Below are 21813 nucleotides of genomic sequence, written 5' to 3' on the forward strand. Positions count from 1 at the left end.
TATCATAGATATGTCCTAGTATTACTATTTGTAAAAGTATGTCCGTTGGACTGACCTTTAAGTTAGAGGGGGGAAAAAAATGAGTAATAATCGAGTTTCACGTCGTCAATTCCTAAGCTATACACTAACTGGTGTAGGTGGCTTTATGGCGGCAGGTATGCTGATGCCAATGGTCCGTTTTGCGATTGACCCAGTGCTACAAAATCATGGCGGTGGGGATTTTATACAAACAGAGCATAAAATCGCTGATATTACTGACACACCTGTTAAAGTTGACTTAAAATTTGAACAAGTTGATGCATGGTACAAATCAGAAGTAACAAATATGGCATGGGTTTACAAAGAGGGCGACCAAATTATAGCCTTATCTCCTGTTTGTAAGCATTTAGGATGTATGGTGAACTGGGGACAAGATTCAGCACACCCAGATCAATTCTTCTGTCCTTGTCATGCTGGACGTTACGAGAAAAACGGTAAAAACGTTCCAGGTACACCACCTACAGGTCCGTTGGATGAATATGAAGTATCAGAAAAAGATGGTTACTTAATGCTTGGTCCAACTAAAGCAAATACTCTAGTTAAATAAGTAAGGGGGTACGACAACAGTGCTAAATAAAATTTATGATTGGGTCGATGAACGCCTAGATATTACACCGATTTGGCGTGATATTGCAGACCATGAAGTGCCTGAGCACGTAAACCCTGCACATCATTTTTCAGCATTCGTTTACTGTTTTGGTGGATTAACGTTCTTCATTACAGTTATACAAATTCTATCTGGTATGTTTTTAACAATGTACTATGTACCAGACGTAGTGAATGCATGGAAGTCAGTTTATTATTTACAAAACGAAGTAGCATTTGGTGAGATCGTACGCGGTATGCACCACTGGGGAGCTTCATTAGTAATTGTAATGATGTTCTTACATACGCTTCGTGTATTCTTTACAGGTTCTTATAAGAAACCTCGTGAATTAAACTGGATGGTTGGTGTAGGTATTTTTGGGGTAATGATGGGTCTTGGCTTTACAGGATACTTATTACCGTGGGATATGAAAGCATTATTCGCTACAAAAGTAGGTATCGAAATTGCTGCATCTGTACCGTTTATCGGTGGGATAATTAAAATCTTATTAGCGGGTGACTCTACGATTCTTGGAGCTCAAACGTTAACACGATTCTTTGCGATTCATGTATTCTTCTTACCTGCAGTATTGTTTGGGTTACTTGCAGCGCACTTTATCATGATTCGTCGTCAAGGAATTTCAGGACCGTTGTAATTGTCTTGACGGTTCGATGATCTTTAAAAGGAGGGGACACTATGCATCGCGGAAAAGGAATGAAATTTGTCGGCGATTCTCGTATTAAAGCGAGTCACAGAATGCCGAACGTTCCAAAGGATTATTCTGAGTATCCAGGTAAGACGGAAGCTTTCTGGCCAAACTTCTTACTTAAAGAGTGGATGGTAGGTGCTGTATTCTTAATTGCTTATTTATTATTAACAGTTGCCCATCCATCACCACTTGAAGGGCCAGCAGATCCAACTAGAGCTTATACACCACTACCAGACTGGTACTTCTTATCTATGTATCAACTTTTAAAATACTCATTTGCTTCTGGTCCATACCAAGTTATTGGAACCCTTGTAATTCCAGGTCTTGCATTTGGAGCGCTATTATTAATGCCATTTTTAGACAAGGGTCCAGAACGTCGTCCATCTAAACGTCCGTTACCAACTGCGTTTATGTTATTAACTTTGGCTGCTATGTTCTACTTAACTTGGGAGTCAGTTGTTAACCACGACTGGGAAGCTCAAAAAGCTATGGGAGCAATTGTAGAAGAGGTTGAAGTTGATATCGATGAATCTCTACCAGGATTTGCCATTTGGAATGGTGACACTGGTGAACAAGCTAAATCTTGTATCGGTTGTCACGCTGCTGACTTAAAAGGTGGTCCAGCTGCTCCAAAATTAGTTGGTAATACACTAACAGCTGAAGAAATTGAAGATATTATTCACAATGGTCGCGGTGATATGCCACCTGGTGCATTTGCTGGTACAGATGAAGAAGCGAAGCAATTAGCTGAATTTATTGCAAGCTTAAAAGCTAAAGAATAAGCTTAGTTTAAAAGAGTCAGGAAACTGGCTCTTTTTTTCTCGCTTTATATGAGACTGTTTCAGCTTTAATAAAGTTCCCGTGAAATATATTTTGTTACAATAATATTTTATCCATTTAGCTTTGAGCTGAAATCTCTACTATAGCTACCCAAGATTTGTCTTCTGTATCAATAAAGTTGGAAGCTTGACAGTTTGCGAGCTAAATAGTTTGTACCGTTTTGTTAGAATAAATAACGTCACCTCATTACAAAAGCGGGCGATTAAGACGATTGGATACATAATTACAGTTAAAAAAGGCATCTTAGTAAAGACACAAGATAAAGGGGTGTTAAACATGCAAATTACACGTGCAAATATCTGGTATCTCCTTACACATAAATCATTTTTAGTTGTATTACTCATTATTAATCTACTTGGAACGATCTACGGCTATTATTGGTATGGTTGGCAGCTAGCAATAACAAAGCCCATTTTTTATATTTTTGTGCCAGATAGCCCAACTGCCAGCTTATTCTTTTGTTTTGTTTTGTTAGTTTGGATTATGGGAAAGAGTTGGCCATTGATGGAAGTGCTTGCTCTTGTCACGTTAGTGAAATATGGAATTTGGGCAGATGTTATGAATATTTGGACCCTGATTGAAACAGGCTCGATTGACTGGCAAGGATGGATGCTGGTAGGCTCTCATTTTGCAATGGCTGTTCAAGCAATCCTTTATATTGGGAAATATGTTTTTACATATTGGCATATCGCTGTGGCAGCGGTTTGGACATTACATAATGATGTGATTGATTATGTTTTTGGACAAATGCCCATGTACCGTGACTTAGCAGATTATACTAACTATATTGGCTATTTTACGTTTTGGTTATCAATTGCATGTATATTTTTAGCTATTTTCTCAATTAGGTGGCGCAAATATTTGCTGAAATAGGGTATTGATTATAGAATTATAGTATCGAGGTAGAAAGGGGTTAGAAAATTGTCAACAGGTATGTATATTGTTTATTTTGCGATTATATTGCTACTGCCGCTATATGCTCAAATGAAGGTCAAGGGCACGTACAATAAGTTTGCGAAAGAACGTACAATGAAGGGACAAACAGGTGCAGAGGTAGCGCGTGCGATTTTAGATGCGAACGGTTTATATGATGTACGAGTTGTTCCAACGCAGGGTGTTTTGTCGGACCATTACAATCCGGCAACAAAAACGGTTGCTTTATCAGAAAGTAACTTTTATGAAGCGAGTGTTGCAGGTGCTGCTGTTGCTGCCCATGAGGTAGGCCACGCCATCCAACATAAAGAAGCTTATTCTATGCTTACACTACGTAGTAAGCTCGTTCCAGTAGCAAATATTTCTTCCAATATGTCTTGGCTTTTTGTGATGATTGGTATTTTTACAAGTATTTCGAATTTATTGCTGTTAGGTATCATATTATTAGCAGCAGGGGTAGTTTTCCAATTAGTAACATTACCAGTTGAATTTGATGCATCAAAGCGTGCGTTAGTGCAAATGAATTCATTAGGTATTATTACAAATGAAGAAGAGCGTCCAGCACGAAAAGTGTTAAGTGCAGCGGCATTAACATACGTTGCAGCGGCAGCGGTAGCTGTCTTAGAATTATTACGTTTAGTGTTAATCTTTACAAATATGCGTAGTGATGATTAATGTAAAAGCTTGTTGTAGTGGTGAATTCGCCACTATGGCAAGTTTTTTATCTATCAAAGAAAAAAACTGCTCGCAAGATAGCTAGCAGTTTGAATTCTTTGAAGGGGGACTTTGTTAATGAAAAGTCCTTGCTTGTTTAATGTAAGGGCTGTTTTTGATCATCAAGAGTAAAGCCCTCTCCTGCAACATCACGAACTTCTATAATGGATACAAAGGCATGGGGATCTACATCATGAATGATTGATTTCAACCGTACTACCTCATTTCGACCAATCACACAGTATATTACTTCCTTTTGTTGCTTTGTAAAATGACCATGCCCCTCTAGAATAGTGATACCGCGTTCCATTCGTAGTGCAATCATTTCGGCAATCGTACTTGATTTTTCAGAGATAATGAGTGCTCCACGTGCAGCATAAGCCCCTTCTTGAACAAAATCAATGACTCGAGCTCCAACGAATACCGCAACAAGCGTATACATCATCGAACGTGCATCCAAAAATGTTAGCCATGACAGAATAATAACGATGGCATCAAAGATGAACATTGTTTTACCCATGCTCCAGCCAAAGTATTTATGACCCAAACGTGCTAAAATATCTACACCACCAGTCGTTCCACCAAAACGAAAGACGATGCCAAGCCCTAGTCCAACAAATACACCTGCAAAAAGAGCAACGAGTAGCATATCGTCCTCTAAATGAATCGTAAATTGATATTTTTGGAAAATTTTAAGGAATACGGATACCGATAAAGTTCCCACAAGTGTATAAATAAATGACTTTTTTCCAAGTAAACGATAGCCTATGATAAACATAGGGATATTCAATAGTAAATTCATTAAGGCAGGGTCCCAGCCTAGTGTAAAATAAAGGATAAGAGTAATTCCACTTAAGCCACCTTCACCAAGCTGATTTTGCATGTTAAAGTGGACAAAGCCGAAGCTAAAAATGGCAGCTCCGAGCATAATTGCGATGATATTGCGAATTTTAATCTGTTTTAGCATGTATCCTCCTGTAGTTCAAACAAATGAAGTAGTGCTATCTATTATCTGACATTTTATTGTTTTTGACAACAATGGTGTAAATTTTATACGATGGTATGTAGGAGTGTGATTATAATGAATGAACAAGTGACAATGCAAGCTTTACAGCAGCGTGTTGATGATTATATAGGACAATTTAAGGAAGGATATTTCCCACCCTTTGAATTATTGGCACGATTGACAGAGGAGCTTGGTGAATTATCACGAGAGGTACAGGATGCTTATGGACAAAAAAAGAAAAAGAGTACAGAGGGAACTAATAGCATTGAAGAAGAATTAGGCGACTTTTTCTTTGTGTTAGTTTGCTTTGCCAATGCACAAGGTATTAAATTAGATGAAGCACTTTTACGCGTTATACATAAATTTGAAACGAGAGATAAGGATCGCTGGACTAGAAAGGATGAGGAATAATGTCGATACGTGTAGCAATTGCAGGACCAAGGGGAAAAATGGGAGCAGAAGCTGTACATACAGTCATGAAACATGACAAAATGGAATTAGTAGCTGTACTAGATTATAAGGAAGTAGGAAAAACGTTAGCTGATTTAGACATGTTTCCAGCGAGCTATACAGTACCTGTATTTACAGAAATGCATGATCTTGTAGAAGCAACGGCACCAGACGTATTAGTGGATTTAACGAACCCACATGCCGTATATAACCATACAAAAGAAGCATTACATTTAAATGTACGACCTGTTATAGGTACAACAGGCTTTACAGATAGACAGCTAGAAGAATTATCTGCAATTGCAAAAGAAAAAGAGCTTGGCTGCATTATTGCCCCAAACTTTGCAATCGGCGCAATATTGATGATGAAGTTCGCGAAGGAAGCGGCAAAATACTTACCGGATGTAGAAATTATTGAAATGCACCACGATCAAAAGCTAGATGCACCATCTGGGACGGCTGTTAAAACGGCACAATTGATTCAAGAGGTTAGAGCACCAAAAGTGCAAGGACATCCTGAAGAAAAAGAAACGATTGCTGGCGCTAGAGGAGGAGAGTTTGATGGCATGCGTATACATTCAGTCCGACTACCAGGTTTAGTAGCACACCAACAAGTTTTATTTGGTGGAGATGGGCAGTTATTAACGATTCGCCATGATTCTTTAAATCGTAATTCTTTTATGTCAGGCATAGCCTTTTGCGTAGAAGAGGTCATGAAAATGGATCAGCTTGTATATGGTTTAGAAAACATCATCTAAAGATGGGGATGGACTCTTTATGAAAATCGCACTAATTGCACATGATCGTAAAAAAGATAATTTAGTACAGTTTGCTATTGCTTACAAAGATATTTTAAATGAACATCATTTGTATGCTACAGGAACAACAGGACAACGAGTAATTGAAGCTACAGGTTTAGAGGTTACACGTTTTCGTTCAGGTCCACTTGGCGGAGATCAACAGATTGGCGCAATGATTGCCAATAATGATATGGATATGGTTATTTTTTTCCGTGATCCTTTAACAGCACAACCACATGAGCCAGATGTTTCTGCTCTTATCCGACTCTGTGATGTTTACCAAGTGCCACTCGCCACAAATATGGGGACAGCAGAAATATTACTAAAAGGCCTGCAAGAGGGCTTTGTGGATTGGAGACTGATTCAAGAAAGACGAAATTAACAAAAAGACGTGATTTAGAAAGGATGATCATCGAATGAGAAAGCTAAAAATCGGCATTACCTGTTATCCAACTGTTGGAGGCTCTGGTGTCATTGCGACAGAATTAGGAAAAATGCTTGCAGAGAGAGGACACGAAATTCATTTCATCACCTCAAGCGTACCATTTCGATTGAACAAAATATATCCAACCGTCTTTTTCCATGAAGTTGAAGTGAATAACTATTCGGTATTTCAATATCCGCCATATGATATCGCTTTAGCGAGTAAGATGGCTGATGTCATTAAGGATGAAGAGCTGGACGTATTGCATGTACATTATGCTATTCCACATGCAGTATGTGCGGTATTAGCACGTGAGATGAGCGGGCGAGATGTTGGCATTGTCACAACCTTACATGGCACAGATATATCGGTGCTAGGGCAGGATTCCACCCTATCACAGGCCATAAAATATGGAATTGATAAATCTGATATTGTTACTACAGTATCCCAAGCTTTAAAGGAACAAACTTATGAATTGATAGATACGATAAAACCTATTGAAACGATTTACAACTTTGTAGATGAACGTGAATACTTCCCTCGGAATTCAGGTAATTTAAAGGAACAATTTGGTATTCAAGATGATGAAAAAGTCATTATCCACGTCTCTAACTTCCGTAAAATTAAGAATCTTCCGCATATTGTGGATGCATTTATGAAAATTCGTGCGAATATGAAGGCAAAATTATTATTAGTAGGAGATGGGCCAGAAAAACATCGTGTGATGGACCAAGTAAAGGAAAGTCATTATGTAAAAGATGTTTTATTTTTAGGCAAGCAAGAAAACTTGGCTGAATTGTATGCCATCAGTGACCTAAAATTATTACTTTCACAGCAGGAATCATTCGGGTTAGTTTTATTGGAAGCAATGGCGTGTGGAGTGCCTTGTATAGGCTCAGATGTTGGTGGAATTCCTGAGGTGATCGATCATGGTGTGGATGGTTATATAGTAGAATTAGGAGATACAGATGCTGTAGCAGAATACGCTGTGAATTTATTGCAGGATGAAGAAAAATTACAACGTTTCCGTAAAGCTGCTATCCGTGCTGTCGATGAAAAATTCCATTCATCTAAAATCGTTGAGCAATATGAAAAATTGTACGAAAAGGTTGCGGAAAGAAATCATGCAAAACAATAAAGAATGGCAAGCAGCCTATTCAGTTTTAGACCAATTAGAAAACGCAGGCTTTGAAGCAGTAATCGTTGGTGGTGCGGTGCGAGATACAATACTCAGCCGCCCTGCCCACGATGTAGATGTGGCGACAAATGCAATGCCAGAAGAAGTAAAGATCGTTTTTAATCATACAGCTGATATAGGTATTCAGCATGGGACGGTACTTGTTATCGTGCCTGCCGGATCAGTAGAGGTAACGACATTTCGCACTGACGGGCAATATACGGATCACCGTAGACCGGAGGAAGTGCGGTTTGTACGTTCGCTAAAAGAAGATTTACAGCGTCGAGACTTTACGATGAATGCCATTGCGATGCGTCGTGATGGCTCATTTGTTGATTTTTATGGTGGACGTAAGGATATTGAGGCTGGTATTATTCGCGCTGTAGGTAATCCGCAGATTCGATTTACTGAGGATGCATTACGCATGCTTCGAGCGGTACGGTTTACAGCGCAGCTTGGTTTTGAAATTGAATTTACTACATTGAAGGCGATACAGAACAAGGCCGCTGATATTTCCTGGATTGCAAATGAACGCATTAAAGCAGAGCTTGATAAGATGTGGACAGGAAAAGATGTTTTTAATGGTATTAAAATTCTTGAAGAAAGTGGTTTAGCTAATTATTTGCATGGTTCTTTTGAGGCTGATCAGTGGTGTGATTTTAAGGCTGAAAATAAGCTGGTGGGCTGGGCATATTTTACGGTGTTACAGGGTGAATGCTGGCAAGACATATTGCGGAACTATCGATTATCAAATAAGGAAATCGGATTTGTTAAGGCCGTGTTAGCTGCTTTAGATGCCTTAAAAAGAGGCTGGTCGAACATGGATTACTTGATGTTTACGCAGCAAGAACTTGAAACAGCCAGCTATGTTGCAGAGCTGAGACAACTTAGCGTTCACAAACCACTGCAAAGTATAGCTGAATTACAGGCTCAGCTTCCTATAAAACATCAGCAGGAATTAGTAGTAAACGGTTCGGACTTATTAACATGGTCTGGAAAAAAGGGTGGACCATGGGTAAAAGAAGCATTACAGAAGATGCTAGAAGCAGTCGTGAATGGCGAACTACAAAATGACCGACAACAGATAAAGGAATGGATAGAGCATGAGTATTTCCATGAAGGATGAAATTTTAAAAAGAATATTAGCAGCGAATGGTGAAGCAGTTTCAGGTCAGGAGCTGGCAGATTCTCTTGGTGTGTCGCGTACAGCAGTTTGGAAGCATATGCAGACATTACAGGGGGAAGGCTACACATTTGAAACAATTAAGAAAAAAGGCTATGTGCTGACAGGAGTACCTAATAGTTTAAGTCCGACACAAATTGAGCTTTTTTTAAATACAAAACAGTTTGGACGTGAAATTCACTATTTTGATGTAGTAGATTCAACTCAAACAATTGCTCATAAGCTTGCACAGCAGGGTGCACCACAGGGTACCGTTATAATTGGAGAAGAGCAAACTGCTGGTCGTGGTCGTATGGCTCGTATGTGGGAATCTGCAAATGGTACTGGCATTTGGATGACTATTATTGTGAGACCAGATGTTACACCTCAACAGGCTTCTTCCTATACACTTGTCGTGGCAGTTGCAGTGACAATGGCAATTAAAACATTATATAAGCAGGTTGAACCAGCTATTAAATGGCCGAATGATCTACTCATTAACGGAAAAAAATGTACAGGCATTTTAACGGAGATGCAGGCAGAGGCAGATCTTGTACAAGCTCTACTTGTAGGAATAGGCATTAATGCAAATCAGGTGGCATCCGATTTTTCACCAGATATTGCTGATATTGCAACATCTATACGCTTAGAAGCGGGTGAGGAGATTAACCGTGCTGCACTTGTTGCAACTATCTTACAGTACTTAGAGCAATTTACAGAGTTGTATGTCAAAGAGGGCTTTACCAGTATAAAAGCGCTGTGGGAGCAAATGTCCTGTACAATTGGTCAACGCATTGAGGTTACGACGATACGTGAACGTTTTGAAGGTATTGCTAGTGGAATTACAGAAGATGGAGTACTACAGCTTACTCAAGATGATGGAACTATCCGAACAATCTATGCAGGCGATATAAAAATCTTATAAAAATAAGCTGCAAGGAATGAACTTGCAGCTTTTTTTAATGTCATTATTTTAAAGACACATCTAAATCACCATGTGACAAGGAAACATTCAACTGATGATCACCCTTGTTCAATTGAGTAACCGTGCCACTTTGTTCTTCGTCATTGATCGAAACATCACCAAAACTTGTTTTTAATTCATATCCTATTTCACTTTGCTTATTTTGTAAGTGCAGCGTTGCATCGCCAAAGCTAGAGGTAATAGTGGTTTGACCATTTAAAGTTCCATCCATATTTATATCACCGTGTTTACTGTCGATGGTGATGCCATTACTAGAATATTGTTGGAGTGTTAAATCCCCAAAGTCCTGGGCAATCTCTGTTTTTTCACCAGTCGTATTAGTAAAAGTAATATCACCATAATCTTGAAAAAGATTGAGCTGTTGATAATGTAATCCTTGCAGTGCTGTATCTCCAAATTTACTGTCTATCACAATCATATCTAGTTGTTTTTCTGCTGGGACATAGATTTTGATAGAAGGTGTAGAAAAGCTAACAAAACCAAATTGCATGCGATTCTTTTTCTTTGCTTTTGTTTCAATCGTTAAAGTTTCATTTTCAATATGATACGTTACATCTTGTTGCTCAAGTACATTTGCTTCTAATTTATAGTAGCTATCACTTGCTATAATGCTAATATCGCCATAGTCATTCACTATATTTATACTCGTAAATGCATCCAAATCATGTGATTGATTGACTAATGTATTATTGGTTGGTATATGCAGGCCATCCTCATCCTTGATAAAAAACCATCTACCACCTGAAAAATACCCGACTACTGCTAATAAAATGCCTAAGGCAATCATTGTCATCGCTATAAGAGTATTTTTGGAAGTCATTTACAACCCCCCTTTTCGTTTTTTCGTTATTTTGTGGAATAATCTCCCTAATGTTTCAACTGAAATAAGGACGATTTTCTTGATAAAACGAGCGACGATTGGAAAGAGTAATACACCCATACCCGTGACGATAAAGCCAACACCCATAAAGAGTAAAGCAGTGGGCCAATCCTCTGTTAAAATGAAAAAGCCTGAAACAAGGGCGGCAATTCCACCGAAAAAAATACTGATGATGCCAGCCCCAATAGCAAAGATTAAACTGATAATGACCGCACCTAATGAAAAAATAAGTGCGATAGCCGTTGCAAGTAATGGCAGAGAAAGTGGTGCAGACAGTATAGCTAGAATAATGAGCCAAATGGCTGTCATATTCTTTTTAGCTGATTTTTCTGAAGAAGTCTCCAAATCTTTCAGTGCAAAATCAGCTAATATTTGTGAGGCAACTTGTGAAGGGGGGCCGAGTTCTATAATAACCTTTTGTTCATTCTCCTCTCCAGCCTCTTCAAAGTATTCTTCATAATAGGCAAGCGCAGCGTCTAATTCATGCGCAGGAAGCCGACGTAATTTTCCCCGAAGCTTTTTTAAATAGCTTGCTCTATCCATTTACATTACCTCCTAAAAGTACACAATCAACCTTTTCCTTATAGAGCTTCCACTCTTTTAAAAGCTCTAGTAATCGTATTCGACCTTGTTCAGTAATTTGGTAATACCGTCTATTTCTACCTTGATACGGCTGATCGTAGGTTGTTAGATAGTTTGCTTTTTGTAATCGACGTAACACGGGATATAACGTTGATTCCGAAATATCCATCACAGACTGAACTTGCTGTGTTAATAAATAGCCATATGCATCCTCTTTATCGACAATAGCAAGCACACAAGCATCAAGCAAAGCTGAGCCAAGCTGAAATGTCATCCTTTCCCACCTCTCAATGGATTACTTATACAAGGTTCTATATTATACATCATATAGTATGTGGATATTATATGATGTATAGCATTAACATGTCAAATTTTATAAAAAATAAATGACACTATTGTCATTTATTTCTTGACTTTAAAATGTTGTTAAATTAATCTAAAAATGATACTAGTGTCATTTTTGTGAAAAGGAGGATAATAAGGTGCCAAAGGTAAGCAAAGAATATGTAAAGGAAAAGAAAATGAGGATTTTAGAATCTGCCTTAACTGTTTGTAAAATGAAGCCACTCTATGATATTACGATGAGAGATATTATTAAAGCTTCAGGAATGAGCCAAGGAGGGATCTACCGTTATTATTCAGATTTGGATGAAATACTTGTTGATGTCATTAACCAAGCTAATGCTAACGCAGATTATAAACATGTTATTGATGAAATAATGGATACTAGTGATTCCCCCAAAACATCAATAATTCAATTATTTACTTTTCTTGGGGAGTATATAAAGGAAAACTTATCAACGGTGGGAAAATTCCAATTTGAGCTCACGATTTTATTTGCAAATAATCCAGCAAGGCAAGAGAAAATTTTGTCAAACATCACTGAGAATGAAAGTGGTCAATATTTAATGCACAATATTTCTAATGCCATTCATAAGGGAATATCTACGGGCTACTTCCAGCCAACAATTTCGATTGAGGACCTATCTATTTTTATGGTTACCTCTATTGATGGCATCGTTAGAGATGTTTTATTGCAAAAATGTTATGGCGTTTTACCGATTGATCAAATGCAGTTTGATGAAATTCAATTGATGAATACACTGTGTAAATCTGTGTTATTACTACTAGGTTCTAAAGAAGGGGGGACAGAGCTTTGAGAGTAGAAATAAGAAGATTTCTAGTCCTTACCTTTGCTACATCATGGTTATTATGGGGAGGCTTAGCCATTTTAACACAGCTAAACCTTTTAAAATTTGGCAATGCGATTTCGATAATATTATTTATTCTAGGTGGTGTGACGCCTGCATTTTGTGAGATTTGGTTGAAAAAGAAATATTCAACGAAAGAAGAGTTTCATTCTTTTGTCCATAATATAAAAAATGCTAAACACCCTTTATCGTGGTACATATTTGTTATTAGCTTGGCATTTATCGCTTGCTTTTTACCAACTCTCTGGGGTGGAGCGGTAATGGAAAAACCACTGTATCTAGCATTAATAGAACTTCCAATTATGATCATTGGCGGTGGTTTAGAGGAAATCGGCTGGCGTGGATTTTTACAGCCGACTTTACAAAAAAGATGGTCTCCATTACTCAGTACATTTATGGTAGGTGCCATTTGGACGATTTGGCATTTGCCATTATGGTTTGTCGTGGGCTCTAATCAAATGACTATGAATTTCCTATGGTTCACTTTAACTGCTTTGGCGTTATCCTTTTTATTAACCGTTATTTATCTTTTCACTAATAGCATTTTTCTCTGTATTATTTTCCATGCTTTCATAAATTCACTTTGGGATGTTTTTATTCCAGTTACAAATGTGGCGTCTGGCTTATGGATCTTTTTATTGGCATTCCTTCTTTTTGCCATTTTTGAAACCTATCGAAAAAAGAGTATGCACATAGTAAGATCATAGAGGTTCATACACTGAAACCAAAAAGTAGATGTAATTATAAGAAAATAATAATTGAAGATTAGTAGGGAAATCTGTTATAGTATGTGCTGAAGGGCAGTATCCTTTGTGAACGGCACCTTCAAAAGCGTAAGACCCATTAATAATAAATATCTGCCTTGATCTTTTAGAGACAGGGACGGAAGAAAACGAACGTTCAAAAATGTAACCTGATTCAAGGTATGGGCTATTACAACGTTCAATATGCCTATAATAAAATCAAGTTACTGCCTCTTAGGGAATTGCAATGTAGGAGGTAATTTTGACCATGAACGAAACACTATCCTTCTGTCCAATTTAGGAACGGAAGGATTTTTTCTGTTTTCTTTCCTTAAAAAAGGAGGACTACATGATGAAAACTACTTCAGATTTTTTAAAGATGAAGGGAGCAGGTGAGAAAATTGTTATGCTGACTGCATATGATTATCCTGCTGCAAGATTCGCGGAGGAAGCGGATGTTGATATGATTCTAGTGGGGGATTCACTAGGAATGGTGGTGCTGGGCTATAACTCTACAATGCCAGTAACTGTAGCAGATATGGTTCACCATGCAAAAGCAGTGCGTCGTGGTGCAAAGGACACATTTGTCGTTGTGGATATGCCGTTTGGTTCCTATCACGGTGATGTAAACGAGACGTTGAAAACAGCTGTATTCATGATGCAGGAAACAGGTGCGGATGCACTTAAGTTGGAAGGGGCTGATGAGGTTATACCAGCGATACGTAAATTAACGTCAGCTGGTATTCCAGTGGTAGCGCATTTAGGGTTGCTGCCACAATCGGCAGGAGTACTTGGCGGCTATAAGGTGCAGGGTAAAACTGCAGAGCAGGCAACGAAGCTACTAGAAGATGCAAAAAAATGCCAAGAGGCTGGAGCTTGTGCTGTTGTTGTCGAATGTATTCCACATCAGCTTACAGAGTTGCTATCTGCTAATCTAATCATCCCAACGATTGGTATTGGTGCAGGAGTAGAGGCTGATGGGCAAGTATTGGTTTATCATGACATGCTTGGCTACGGCTCCCATCATGTACCGAAATTTGTAGAGCGTTTTGGCGAAATGGGGAACGAGGCAAGTCGTGGTATTGCAGATTATGTAACTGCAGTGAAAGCTGGAACATTCCCAGCACCAAAGCATTTCTTCACGATGAAAGAGGAAGCACTGGATCAGCTATATGGGGGCGTAAAGTAATGAAAGTAGTCACAACAATTCAAGCACTAACGGTTGAAATCCAAGCAATGAAACGAGATAAACAATCAATTGGCCTAGTTCCAACGATGGGTTACTTACATGAGGGACATTTAACTCTTGCTAAGACAGCTCGTGCTGAAAATGATGTAGTTGTAATGAGTATTTTTGTTAATCCAACGCAATTTGGACCAAACGAAGACTTTGCAAGCTATCCACGAGACCTGCCGCGAGATACGGAATTGGCAGCTTCAGCAGGGGTAGATATCGTTTTCGCACCAAGTGTTAAGGAAATGTATCCTTATGATGGCGGCATTCGTATTCATGCGGGTGAACAAGCAACCATTCTTTGTGGCGCGAGTCGCCCTGGCCACTTTGATGGCGTTTTACAGGTCGTGTCGAAATTATTTCACCTAGTACAACCAACAAAAGCATATTTCGGTCAGAAGGATGCCCAACAAGTTGCTATAATTGCTACAATGGTACGTGATTTTAACTATCCGTTAGAAATGCGAGTCGTACCAATTGTGCGTGAGGAGGATGGCTTAGCAAAATCCTCTCGTAATGTCTACTTAAATGAGGCAGAGCGTTTGGAGGCACCTGCCATTTATGAAGCACTACAGCTAGCCCGCGATAGCTTTTTAACTAATGGTGAAGCAGAGACCGCTCTTACGAAGGCAAAAGCACATATTGCTGCACAGACACGTGGCAAGATAGATTACATGGAGCTATTAGCGTATCCAGATTTAATACCAGTCACTGCTGACACTGAGCAAGTATTATTGGCTGCGGCTGTTTATATTGGTAGCACTCGTTTAATTGATAATTGTATCTTTAATGTGAAAGAGGGATTATAAAATGTTAAGAATGATGATGAACAGTAAAATCCACCGTGCAACAGTGACACAAGCAGATTTAAATTATGTTGGATCTATTACAATTGATGAGGATATTTTAGATGCAGTAGGTATGCTCCCGAATGAAAAAGTGCATGTTGTGAATAATAACAATGGGGCACGCTTTGAAACGTATATTATTGCAGGAGAGCGTGGATCAGGCGTTATTTGTGTCAATGGAGCAGCAGCACGTCTAGTACAGCGTGGAGATATTGTCATTATTATTTCTTATGTGTATGTAGATAATAAAGAGGCCAAAGAGCATAAGCCAACTGTGGCAATTATGGGTGAGGGCAATTCAATTAAAGAAATGATTACCCATGAGCCAGAGGCAACAATACTGTAACATAAAGGGAGCGTGTACAAATTGTGCATGCTTCTTTTTTATGTCTACTCTTAAAAGGCAAAGGGATGCTGCTAAACCAAATATATGATAAAATTCATCTATCTAATGTGAACTGTGAGTTGAGATGTATGATGGAAAGTCAAAAATATGCAATTGTTGATTTGGAGACAACTGGTCATTCTCCAGCAAATGGGGACCGAATGATTCAAATCGCCATTGTAATTATGAAAGATTGGCAAATTGAGCGTACCTTTACAAAATTTATTAATCCTGGTAAAACCATTCCGCCTTTTATTCAGGATTTAACGCATATTACGGATAAGGATGTAAAGGATGCATTGCCGTTTGAGGCACATGCCGACTACATATATGAACTGCTTGCTGAATGTGTGTTTGTCGCACATAATGCAGATTTTGACTTATCCTTTTTACAAGCAGAATTTAAGCGTGCTGGCTTATCGAAATGGCAGGGCAAAAAGATGGATACGGTTGAACTTGCCAAAATCTTGTTTCCAACGTCACTAAGCTTTAAGCTAGGTGATTTAGCAGCAGATTTAAATATACCCTTAGCGAATGCACATCGCGCGGATGATGATGCCCTGGCAACGGCCGAGCTTTTTAAATATTGCTGGAAGGAGCTACTCGCACTTCCACAGCTAACCCTAGAGCAAATGCATAAACGATCATTTAGATTAAAATCAAATATATCCCAACTGTTTTTTGAGGCTCTTCAAATTAAACGTCAGCATGTAACAGGTAATGAAAATGTTTCCTACTACCGAAACTTAGCTATATGCGATGGGCGAAAACAGCAAACTAGCAATGCGGAAATTGTATCTTTTCCACAAACAGCAGCTGAAAAAACATTGTTAATGGCAAAGACTATGTCAAACTTTGAGGAAAGACCTGCACAATTTGACATGATGGATACCATTTGGCAGGCTTTGAATGCAAAAAAGGAATGTGTCATTGAAGCCTCCACAGGTATTGGTAAAACAGTGGCCTATTTATTACCTGCGATTTTATATGCGCAAGCAGTGAATAAAAAAATCGCTATAAGCACATATACCTCACACTTACAGGAGCAGCTTGTAGAGGAGGAGCTACCAAAGATCGAAAAAATTCTTGGTACAAAAGTCAATATTGCGGTTTTAAAGGGGATGCAGCATTATATTGATGTTGTACGCTTTGAGCAATGTATGGCCTACGCAGATGAATCCTATGATGATACTTTTACGATTTTACAAATTTTGGTTTGGCTTACTAAAACCGAAACAGGCGTCCTGAGTGAGCTCAATGTTTCAGGTGGAGGGCAATTATTTATCGAGAAAATCCGTAAAATGCCTGATGAAAAAGTATCACGGGGCTTTGATTTCTATGAGCAAGCATTAAAAAATAGTGAGACCGCTGACTGTATTGTGACCAATCATTCTATGGTGCTCAGTGATTTAGTACGACAAACACCAATCTTTACTCAAATTGATGGCTGGATTATTGATGAAGCCCATCAATTTATTCAAGCTACTATGCAGCAGGATGAAATTGTCTTCTCCTATACGCAGTGGAAGTATATTTTTGGTCAAATTGGCACAATGGAAGAAACTGCTTTATTTCAGCAATTTAGTCATGCTGCTAAGAAAAGACAACTAGTCCCTATGCAAAGCTTACAGCGATTAGATGCGCAATTTATTCGCCTGCAACGTACATTTGATGAAACTGTACAACGAGCCGTTTTTCAAATGCAGCAGCAAATCAAAAGGAAACAGGCAAGTAGCAAATACACCTTATTTTTAGAGGATGTGCCACTAGTCAAAGAACCGCTATTAAAGGTGAGCAAGCTTACACAGCAGTGGCTTGATTTAGCAATAGAAGTAGGTCAGATATTTGAAAATAATATTGAGCAATTGCACAATAATGAGCTCTACCTATTATCGGAGTGGCATTATTGGATTCGTGAGATGAAGGTGAAAATTGCTGAATGGGAAGAAATTTTCCTATCCCCTCAGACTGAAAATTCTGTATGGCTAGAATTTGATGTACGAAGTGTTCCGGGCAGTCTTCATGCTTTTAAGAAGCCAGTAAATGTTACGCCGATTATCGAAAAAGTGCTTGCACCGCTTCGTAAGCAGGCAAGTATTATTTGGACTTCAGGAACGTTAACAGTGCCAGGCAATGAGCGGTTTGTGACACGGCAGCTCGGCATTGCTGATAGTGTTGAAGTAACAAAGCTACAAGCACCCCCAGCTTATTATGCCGGTGCCAAGGCCTTTATTGTCACAGATATGCCTGATATTCAACTTGTATCACAGGATGAATATATTGAAGCGGTTGCTCACGCGATTACTCGGACAGTGCGTATGACAGAGGGACGATGCTTTGTCCTTTTTACTGCTCAAGATATGCTTCGTAAAACAGTAGAGTTGATTCAGGATAGTGAACTTCTTGAAGATTATATGCTCTTTGCACAAGGCGTAACTGGAGGCAGTCGCATGCGAATCCTAAAATCATTCCAAAAGTTTAGCCATGCTGTCCTCTTTGGCACCAACAGCTTCTGGGAAGGTGTGGACGTACCAGGAGATGCGCTCGCATCCGTTATTGTGGTACGTTTGCCATTTTCCTCTCCTGAAGAGCCTGTATTTAAGGCACGGGCAAAACATATTACCGCTCAAGGTCGCAATTCCTTTAATGAGTTATCATTACCTGAAGCAATCATGCGCTTCAAACAGGGTTTTGGCCGTCTGATACGCTCATCTCAAGATAAAGGAGCCTTTATCATACTTGATCGCCGCATTACGACAAAATCGTATGGTAAGGAATTTATCAAAGCTTTACCACCGATTGATGTAAAAAAATTGCAGCTACCAGAGCTGTTGAAAGAACTGAATCATTGGCAGAAATAAATGATACAACCCCTTTTAGTCCATTGCTAAAGGGGTTTTTTTATGGAAAGAAAGAGGGTTTGATAATAAAGGAAAGGTGGTTTCTGATTAGAAAATAGGTGATGCTGATTAATACGTCGGGGAACGAAAGCGAGTGGAACCGATCAAAAAGCAGGAGGAGCTGATCAAAAAGTGGGAGGAGCCGATCAAAAAGCGAGAGGAGCCGATCGAAAAGCGAGAAGAGCTGATCAAAAAGCAGTGGAGCCGATCGAAAAGCGAGAGGGGCTGATCAAAAAGTGGGAGGAGCCGATCGAAAAGCGAGAGGGGCTGATCAAAAAGCGAGAGGAGCTGATCAAAAAGCGGGTAAAGCCGATCAAAAAGCGCAGGAACTCTGTATAATAAAAAGCCCTCAAAGAACCAATGAGGGCAAGAATCTTATATTGTAGTTGGCATGGCGTGATTTTAACCTCTACTGGGGATCATCTGTTAAAAATTCCACACGGTTTCTACCACGTTCCTTTGCTTGATATAATGCTTTATCACATCTTGATAATAAGGTATGAAGTGAATCTCCCCTAAGATAGCTAGTTACCCCAAAGCTACTAGTCTTTCGTTTAACGATAGGGAATGAATAATTTTCTAATTGCTGACGAAGTTTTTCTGAAAGCTGCACTGCCTGTTCAAGAGTTGTTTTGGGGCAAATCACTAAAAATTCCTCGCCTCCCCATCTTCCAATGGTATCTTGTTCGCGGATGATGGCTTGAAGAAGTCCAGCAGCTTCTTTTAATACCATGTCACCTACTTGATGACCGAATCCATCATTTACCGCTTTAAAATAATCAATATCTAGAAGAATGATGGATAACGGTATGTCTTGCTGCTGCGCATGTTCAAATGCTTCTTCTAAAACATAATCTAACCGTACTCGATTTGGAATTTGGGTAAGTCGGTCTGTGTTTGCTAAGTGTTCAAGCTCCAACTTTGCCTTTTCTAGTTCTTGGGTTCGTTCTTGTACCTTTTGTTCAAGAGTTTCATTCAGTATCTGCTGCATTCCTTGATGCTCTTTTTTAATAATATTGATTTTATCAACCAATGCTAATGATAAAAATATGGATTCAAACATGGCACCAATAGCAGGAATATCCTCAAAAATTCGTGGATGGAAAGGAATCATATTTAAAAAGGCTAATGCCTGAACTATGACGGAGCCGAGCAAAACAGTCCAACCTATCATATAAAATCTAGCCATTTTTTGACCTTTTAACAATACAAATAAACCACATATCCATAGAAATACAAAGACGACTACCGCAAAAGTTGTTGTAAAATTATTAACAATCGAAACATCAGGAATAATAAACACAGCTATTAATGAAAGGAAAGTTATTCCTAAAAGAAGCTTTCCTACCATGTGGAATCTTGGTAAATATTTTTTTAATTCAAGAAATTCTAAGCAAAATAGCAGCATAAACAAAAATAATAGATTACCGCTAATGACTAAGGATTTGATTAAAATCCAGGAAGGTACTAATTGCCCTACTAATTCAATATCTAAAGAATTCAATGTTGCTTGATAAAGAATAAAGCTAAACATATATAAAACATAATATAAATAAGCTTTCTCCTTTAATGAAAAGTATAAAAATAGATTATAAATTAAGAGTGCAGATAGAAAGCCATAAAAGGTTCCTGTTAAATGTTTATAGTCAATAACACTATTAATAAAGCTATCCGTTGTATACAGATATGAGATTACGCTTAATGGCATAACCCCATCTAATTTTAGATAAATTTCTTTTATAGATGGATCATTGATATGAAATATATTGGAGCGATATTGAATGTTTCGTTCGTCAATATTGGATATTCCTCTCTTTTGAACATGATAGGAACCGTCTTCTTTTACTAGGAAAAGCTCAATATTATCCAGCTTATCAGTTATCTCAATCCAGTAATCTTCTTTATCCGTTATTAACTCTTGAATTGATAGTTTTAACCAAATCGTATCCTTTGTATGCCAAAAAAATAAATAGTCCTGATGACTCGCAATAAAGGAATTGTCATATGTACCACTTACTAGATCCTCTATGGTAGCTTTATTGGTAGTATCACGAAAAATATCATAATGTTGACCTAGAATAATACGGTCTGTTTGCTCTACAGCATGACCTGTCGAAATAGGCAAAAATAGTAGTGTGATTAAAAAATAAAATATCAAGCTATTTTTCACCATTTTATTTTTCATCATTCAGCTTTTCTCCTGTCATTCTGATACTAGAAAGTTTGCAAATAAATTTAATAAGATTACTAACAATCAAGTTTTTTATGTAAATATATCATATTCTATTCTATGTTAGTAACGACAATAAAAGAAATAAAACATAAAGATGAACAGACCATAAGAGCAAGATTGAGGACGAGTTGAATGTATATTTCTTGATAATATGATGACTAATATAATAGTAGGAGGCTACATAATGTCAAAAATTCAGGAATTCCATCAACTACATGCAGATAAGGAGCTTTTATTAATAGGAAATGCCTGGGATTTATTATCTGCATTACTATTAGAAGAAGTAGGGTTCAAAGCGATTGGTACAACAAGCTGGGGCATTGCAAATTCATTGGGGTATGCAGATGGTGAGTTAATTGATTTTGATCGCCACTTGTCTATTATTAAAACCATGACAGACAATTTGAAAATACCTGTATCTGCAGATATTGAGGCAGGCTATGGTAGTGATCAGAAAACCGTTTTAGAAAATGTTTTAAGAACAGCAGATGTCGGTGTTGCGGGTATCAACATTGAGGATTCATTAAAAAAGCAAAAAGGATTACGAAATGTAAAGGAGCACTGTCACCTACTGGAAGCAATGAGAATGATGTTAGATAATCGAGGTTATAACAATTTCTTTATTAATGCTAGAACAGATACGTATTTTCAGATGCACGAGCCATTCAATGAAACGATGCAAAGAGCTAAGTCCTATGTGGAGAGTGGAGCGAGTGGTATATTTATTCCGGGATTATCCAATGAAGAGGAAATAAAGGAGATAACTTCTAATACAAATGCCCCTATTAATCTACTCTCTTTACCAGGACTAACGGATTGTCATAAACTGAAAGCATTAGGGGTTAAACGATTTAGCTTCAGCAATGTGTTATCAGATAAACTAATCGCCTATTTGAAAATGAATGCTTCCCGATTACTAGAGGAAAAAAATACAGCATGTTTATATGAAAAATTAACATAAAGGAGGAAATA

24 protein-coding genes are annotated in these 21813 nt (G+C 38.3%); 19 read left to right on the forward strand and 5 right to left on the reverse strand.

Annotated elements, in window-relative coordinates; genetic code table 11:
• Positions 1-79 precede the first annotated feature (79 nt).
• From AC1RNS_RS15385 to AC1RNS_RS15405, 5 genes are all read left to right on the forward strand, one after another.
• Positions 80-586: a Rieske (2Fe-2S) protein gene (locus tag AC1RNS_RS15385; RefSeq protein WP_492993863.1), complete on the forward strand. Its 507-nt coding sequence runs from the start codon at positions 80-82 to the stop codon at positions 584-586.
• Positions 587-605: 19 nt separating this feature from the next.
• The gene (gene qcrB / locus AC1RNS_RS15390; protein ID WP_492993865.1) at positions 606-1280 is read left to right on the forward strand and encodes a menaquinol-cytochrome c reductase cytochrome b subunit; all 675 of its coding nucleotides are present in this window, start codon (positions 606-608) and stop codon (positions 1278-1280) included.
• Positions 1281-1321: 41 nt separating this feature from the next.
• Positions 1322-2116: a c-type cytochrome gene (locus AC1RNS_RS15395; protein ID WP_492993866.1), complete on the forward strand. Its 795-nt coding sequence runs from the start codon at positions 1322-1324 to the stop codon at positions 2114-2116.
• Positions 2117-2450: 334 nt separating this feature from the next.
• Positions 2451-3047, forward strand: a complete 597-nt coding sequence (lhaT, locus tag AC1RNS_RS15400) for a lipoprotein heptaprenylglyceryl N-acetyltransferase LhaT (RefSeq protein WP_492993868.1) — start codon at positions 2451-2453, stop codon at positions 3045-3047.
• Between the two features lie 60 nt (positions 3048-3107).
• Positions 3108-3782, forward strand: coding sequence for a zinc metallopeptidase (locus AC1RNS_RS15405; RefSeq protein ID WP_492993985.1), 675 nt, complete (start codon positions 3108-3110; stop codon positions 3780-3782).
• A gap of 136 nt (positions 3783-3918) precedes the next feature.
• On the opposite strand, the gene AC1RNS_RS15410 is transcribed toward AC1RNS_RS15405, so the two are convergent.
• On the reverse strand, positions 3919-4788 hold the full coding sequence (locus tag AC1RNS_RS15410) for a YitT family protein (protein ID WP_283871545.1): 870 nt from the start codon (positions 4786-4788) through the stop codon (positions 3919-3921).
• Between the two features lie 114 nt (positions 4789-4902).
• On the opposite strand from AC1RNS_RS15410, the gene AC1RNS_RS15415 reads away from it, so the two are divergent.
• The 6 genes from AC1RNS_RS15415 to AC1RNS_RS15440 are packed head-to-tail and all read left to right on the forward strand — an operon-like array spanning position 4903 to position 9765.
• On the forward strand, positions 4903-5238 hold the full coding sequence (locus tag AC1RNS_RS15415) for a nucleotide pyrophosphohydrolase (protein ID WP_492993870.1): 336 nt from the start codon (positions 4903-4905) through the stop codon (positions 5236-5238).
• A complete protein-coding gene (gene dapB, locus AC1RNS_RS15420; protein ID WP_492993872.1) occupies positions 5238-6035 on the forward strand; it encodes a 4-hydroxy-tetrahydrodipicolinate reductase in 798 nt (265 codons plus the stop codon). Before AC1RNS_RS15415 ends, dapB begins: the two co-directional genes overlap by 1 nt.
• A gap of 19 nt (positions 6036-6054) precedes the next feature.
• Positions 6055-6459: a methylglyoxal synthase gene (mgsA, locus tag AC1RNS_RS15425; protein ID WP_283871548.1), complete on the forward strand. Its 405-nt coding sequence runs from the start codon at positions 6055-6057 to the stop codon at positions 6457-6459.
• Between the two features lie 34 nt (positions 6460-6493).
• Complete coding sequence (gene bshA / locus AC1RNS_RS15430) at positions 6494-7639, forward strand: N-acetyl-alpha-D-glucosaminyl L-malate synthase BshA (RefSeq protein WP_492993874.1); 1146 nt, start codon at positions 6494-6496, stop codon at positions 7637-7639.
• The gene (locus AC1RNS_RS15435) at positions 7626-8804 is read left to right on the forward strand and encodes a CCA tRNA nucleotidyltransferase (RefSeq protein WP_492993875.1); all 1179 of its coding nucleotides are present in this window, start codon (positions 7626-7628) and stop codon (positions 8802-8804) included. The genes bshA and AC1RNS_RS15435 overlap by 14 nt, the downstream gene beginning before the upstream one ends.
• Positions 8782-9765, forward strand: a complete 984-nt coding sequence (locus AC1RNS_RS15440; RefSeq protein WP_492993877.1) for a biotin--[acetyl-CoA-carboxylase] ligase — start codon at positions 8782-8784, stop codon at positions 9763-9765. Before AC1RNS_RS15435 ends, AC1RNS_RS15440 begins: the two co-directional genes overlap by 23 nt.
• A gap of 43 nt (positions 9766-9808) precedes the next feature.
• Here AC1RNS_RS15440 and AC1RNS_RS15445 read toward each other — a convergent pair whose 3' ends face one another.
• From AC1RNS_RS15445 to AC1RNS_RS15455, 3 genes are read right to left on the reverse strand one after another with little or no spacing between them, the layout of a single operon-like run.
• Complete coding sequence (locus AC1RNS_RS15445; protein WP_492993879.1) at positions 9809-10645, reverse strand: DUF4097 family beta strand repeat-containing protein; 837 nt, start codon at positions 10643-10645, stop codon at positions 9809-9811.
• Positions 10646-11248, reverse strand: a complete 603-nt coding sequence (locus AC1RNS_RS15450) for a DUF1700 domain-containing protein (RefSeq protein ID WP_492993881.1) — start codon at positions 11246-11248, stop codon at positions 10646-10648. It abuts the gene before it with no gap.
• The gene (locus tag AC1RNS_RS15455; RefSeq protein ID WP_054770306.1) at positions 11241-11561 is read right to left on the reverse strand and encodes a PadR family transcriptional regulator; all 321 of its coding nucleotides are present in this window, start codon (positions 11559-11561) and stop codon (positions 11241-11243) included. Before AC1RNS_RS15455 ends, AC1RNS_RS15450 begins: the two co-directional genes overlap by 8 nt.
• A 208-nt stretch (positions 11562-11769) precedes the next feature.
• On the opposite strand from AC1RNS_RS15455, the gene AC1RNS_RS15460 reads away from it, so the two are divergent.
• The 7 genes from AC1RNS_RS15460 (at position 11770) to AC1RNS_RS15490 (ending at position 18947) form a co-directional block, all read left to right on the forward strand.
• Positions 11770-12447, forward strand: coding sequence for a TetR/AcrR family transcriptional regulator (locus tag AC1RNS_RS15460; RefSeq protein WP_492993883.1), 678 nt, complete (start codon positions 11770-11772; stop codon positions 12445-12447).
• Positions 12444-13205 carry a CPBP family intramembrane glutamic endopeptidase gene (locus tag AC1RNS_RS15465; protein WP_492993885.1) on the forward strand — a complete coding sequence of 254 codons (762 nt, stop codon included), beginning with the start codon at positions 12444-12446 and terminating at the stop codon, positions 13203-13205. Before AC1RNS_RS15460 ends, AC1RNS_RS15465 begins: the two co-directional genes overlap by 4 nt.
• A 388-nt stretch (positions 13206-13593) precedes the next feature.
• Positions 13594-14430 carry a 3-methyl-2-oxobutanoate hydroxymethyltransferase gene (panB, locus tag AC1RNS_RS15470; protein ID WP_492993887.1) on the forward strand — a complete coding sequence of 279 codons (837 nt, stop codon included), beginning with the start codon at positions 13594-13596 and terminating at the stop codon, positions 14428-14430.
• Positions 14430-15284, forward strand: coding sequence for a pantoate--beta-alanine ligase (gene panC, locus AC1RNS_RS15475; RefSeq protein WP_492993888.1), 855 nt, complete (start codon positions 14430-14432; stop codon positions 15282-15284). The genes panB and panC overlap by 1 nt, the downstream gene beginning before the upstream one ends.
• A gap of 1 nt (position 15285) precedes the next feature.
• Positions 15286-15669: an aspartate 1-decarboxylase gene (gene panD / locus AC1RNS_RS15480; protein WP_492444845.1), complete on the forward strand. Its 384-nt coding sequence runs from the start codon at positions 15286-15288 to the stop codon at positions 15667-15669.
• Positions 15670-15797: 128 nt separating this feature from the next.
• Complete coding sequence (dinG, locus tag AC1RNS_RS15485; RefSeq protein WP_492993889.1) at positions 15798-18569, forward strand: ATP-dependent DNA helicase DinG; 2772 nt, start codon at positions 15798-15800, stop codon at positions 18567-18569.
• A 171-nt stretch (positions 18570-18740) separates the two neighbouring features.
• Positions 18741-18947, forward strand: a complete 207-nt coding sequence (locus AC1RNS_RS15490) for a hypothetical protein (protein ID WP_492993891.1) — start codon at positions 18741-18743, stop codon at positions 18945-18947.
• A gap of 70 nt (positions 18948-19017) precedes the next feature.
• Here AC1RNS_RS15490 and AC1RNS_RS15495 read toward each other — a convergent pair whose 3' ends face one another.
• Entirely contained in the window at positions 19018-20796 is a 1779-nt protein-coding gene (locus AC1RNS_RS15495) for a sensor domain-containing diguanylate cyclase (protein WP_492993892.1), read from the reverse strand.
• A gap of 229 nt (positions 20797-21025) precedes the next feature.
• Between AC1RNS_RS15495 and AC1RNS_RS15500 the strand changes: the two genes are divergently transcribed.
• Positions 21026-21802, forward strand: coding sequence for an isocitrate lyase/PEP mutase family protein (locus AC1RNS_RS15500; protein WP_492993894.1), 777 nt, complete (start codon positions 21026-21028; stop codon positions 21800-21802).
• Positions 21803-21813 lie beyond the last annotated feature (11 nt).

The organism is Lysinibacillus sp. GW821-FHT14F06 (assembly GCF_058803665.1).

Coding starts and splice junctions, on each gene's coding strand:
- AC1RNS_RS15415 (WP_492993870.1), top strand. CDS start 4,903: ATGAATGAACAAGTGACAATGCAAGCTTTACAGCAGCGTGTTGATGAT.
- panB (WP_492993887.1), top strand. CDS start 13,594: ATGAAAACTACTTCAGATTTTTTAAAGATGAAGGGAGCAGGTGAGAAA.
- lhaT (WP_492993868.1), top strand. CDS start 2,451: ATGCAAATTACACGTGCAAATATCTGGTATCTCCTTACACATAAATCA.
- AC1RNS_RS15410 (WP_283871545.1), bottom strand. CDS start 4,788: ATGCTAAAACAGATTAAAATTCGCAATATCATCGCAATTATGCTCGGA.
- AC1RNS_RS15495 (WP_492993892.1), bottom strand. CDS start 20,796: ATGATGAAAAATAAAATGGTGAAAAATAGCTTGATATTTTATTTTTTA.
- dapB (WP_492993872.1), top strand. CDS start 5,238: ATGTCGATACGTGTAGCAATTGCAGGACCAAGGGGAAAAATGGGAGCA.
- AC1RNS_RS15500 (WP_492993894.1), top strand. CDS start 21,026: ATGTCAAAAATTCAGGAATTCCATCAACTACATGCAGATAAGGAGCTT.
- AC1RNS_RS15440 (WP_492993877.1), top strand. CDS start 8,782: ATGAGTATTTCCATGAAGGATGAAATTTTAAAAAGAATATTAGCAGCG.
- panC (WP_492993888.1), top strand. CDS start 14,430: ATGAAAGTAGTCACAACAATTCAAGCACTAACGGTTGAAATCCAAGCA.
- bshA (WP_492993874.1), top strand. CDS start 6,494: ATGAGAAAGCTAAAAATCGGCATTACCTGTTATCCAACTGTTGGAGGC.
- AC1RNS_RS15395 (WP_492993866.1), top strand. CDS start 1,322: ATGCATCGCGGAAAAGGAATGAAATTTGTCGGCGATTCTCGTATTAAA.
- AC1RNS_RS15385 (WP_492993863.1), top strand. CDS start 80: ATGAGTAATAATCGAGTTTCACGTCGTCAATTCCTAAGCTATACACTA.
- AC1RNS_RS15450 (WP_492993881.1), bottom strand. CDS start 11,248: ATGGATAGAGCAAGCTATTTAAAAAAGCTTCGGGGAAAATTACGTCGG.
- panD (WP_492444845.1), top strand. CDS start 15,286: ATGTTAAGAATGATGATGAACAGTAAAATCCACCGTGCAACAGTGACA.
- AC1RNS_RS15445 (WP_492993879.1), bottom strand. CDS start 10,645: ATGACTTCCAAAAATACTCTTATAGCGATGACAATGATTGCCTTAGGC.
- AC1RNS_RS15455 (WP_054770306.1), bottom strand. CDS start 11,561: ATGACATTTCAGCTTGGCTCAGCTTTGCTTGATGCTTGTGTGCTTGCT.
- mgsA (WP_283871548.1), top strand. CDS start 6,055: ATGAAAATCGCACTAATTGCACATGATCGTAAAAAAGATAATTTAGTA.
- AC1RNS_RS15405 (WP_492993985.1), top strand. CDS start 3,108: ATGTATATTGTTTATTTTGCGATTATATTGCTACTGCCGCTATATGCT.
- AC1RNS_RS15435 (WP_492993875.1), top strand. CDS start 7,626: ATGCAAAACAATAAAGAATGGCAAGCAGCCTATTCAGTTTTAGACCAA.
- dinG (WP_492993889.1), top strand. CDS start 15,798: ATGATGGAAAGTCAAAAATATGCAATTGTTGATTTGGAGACAACTGGT.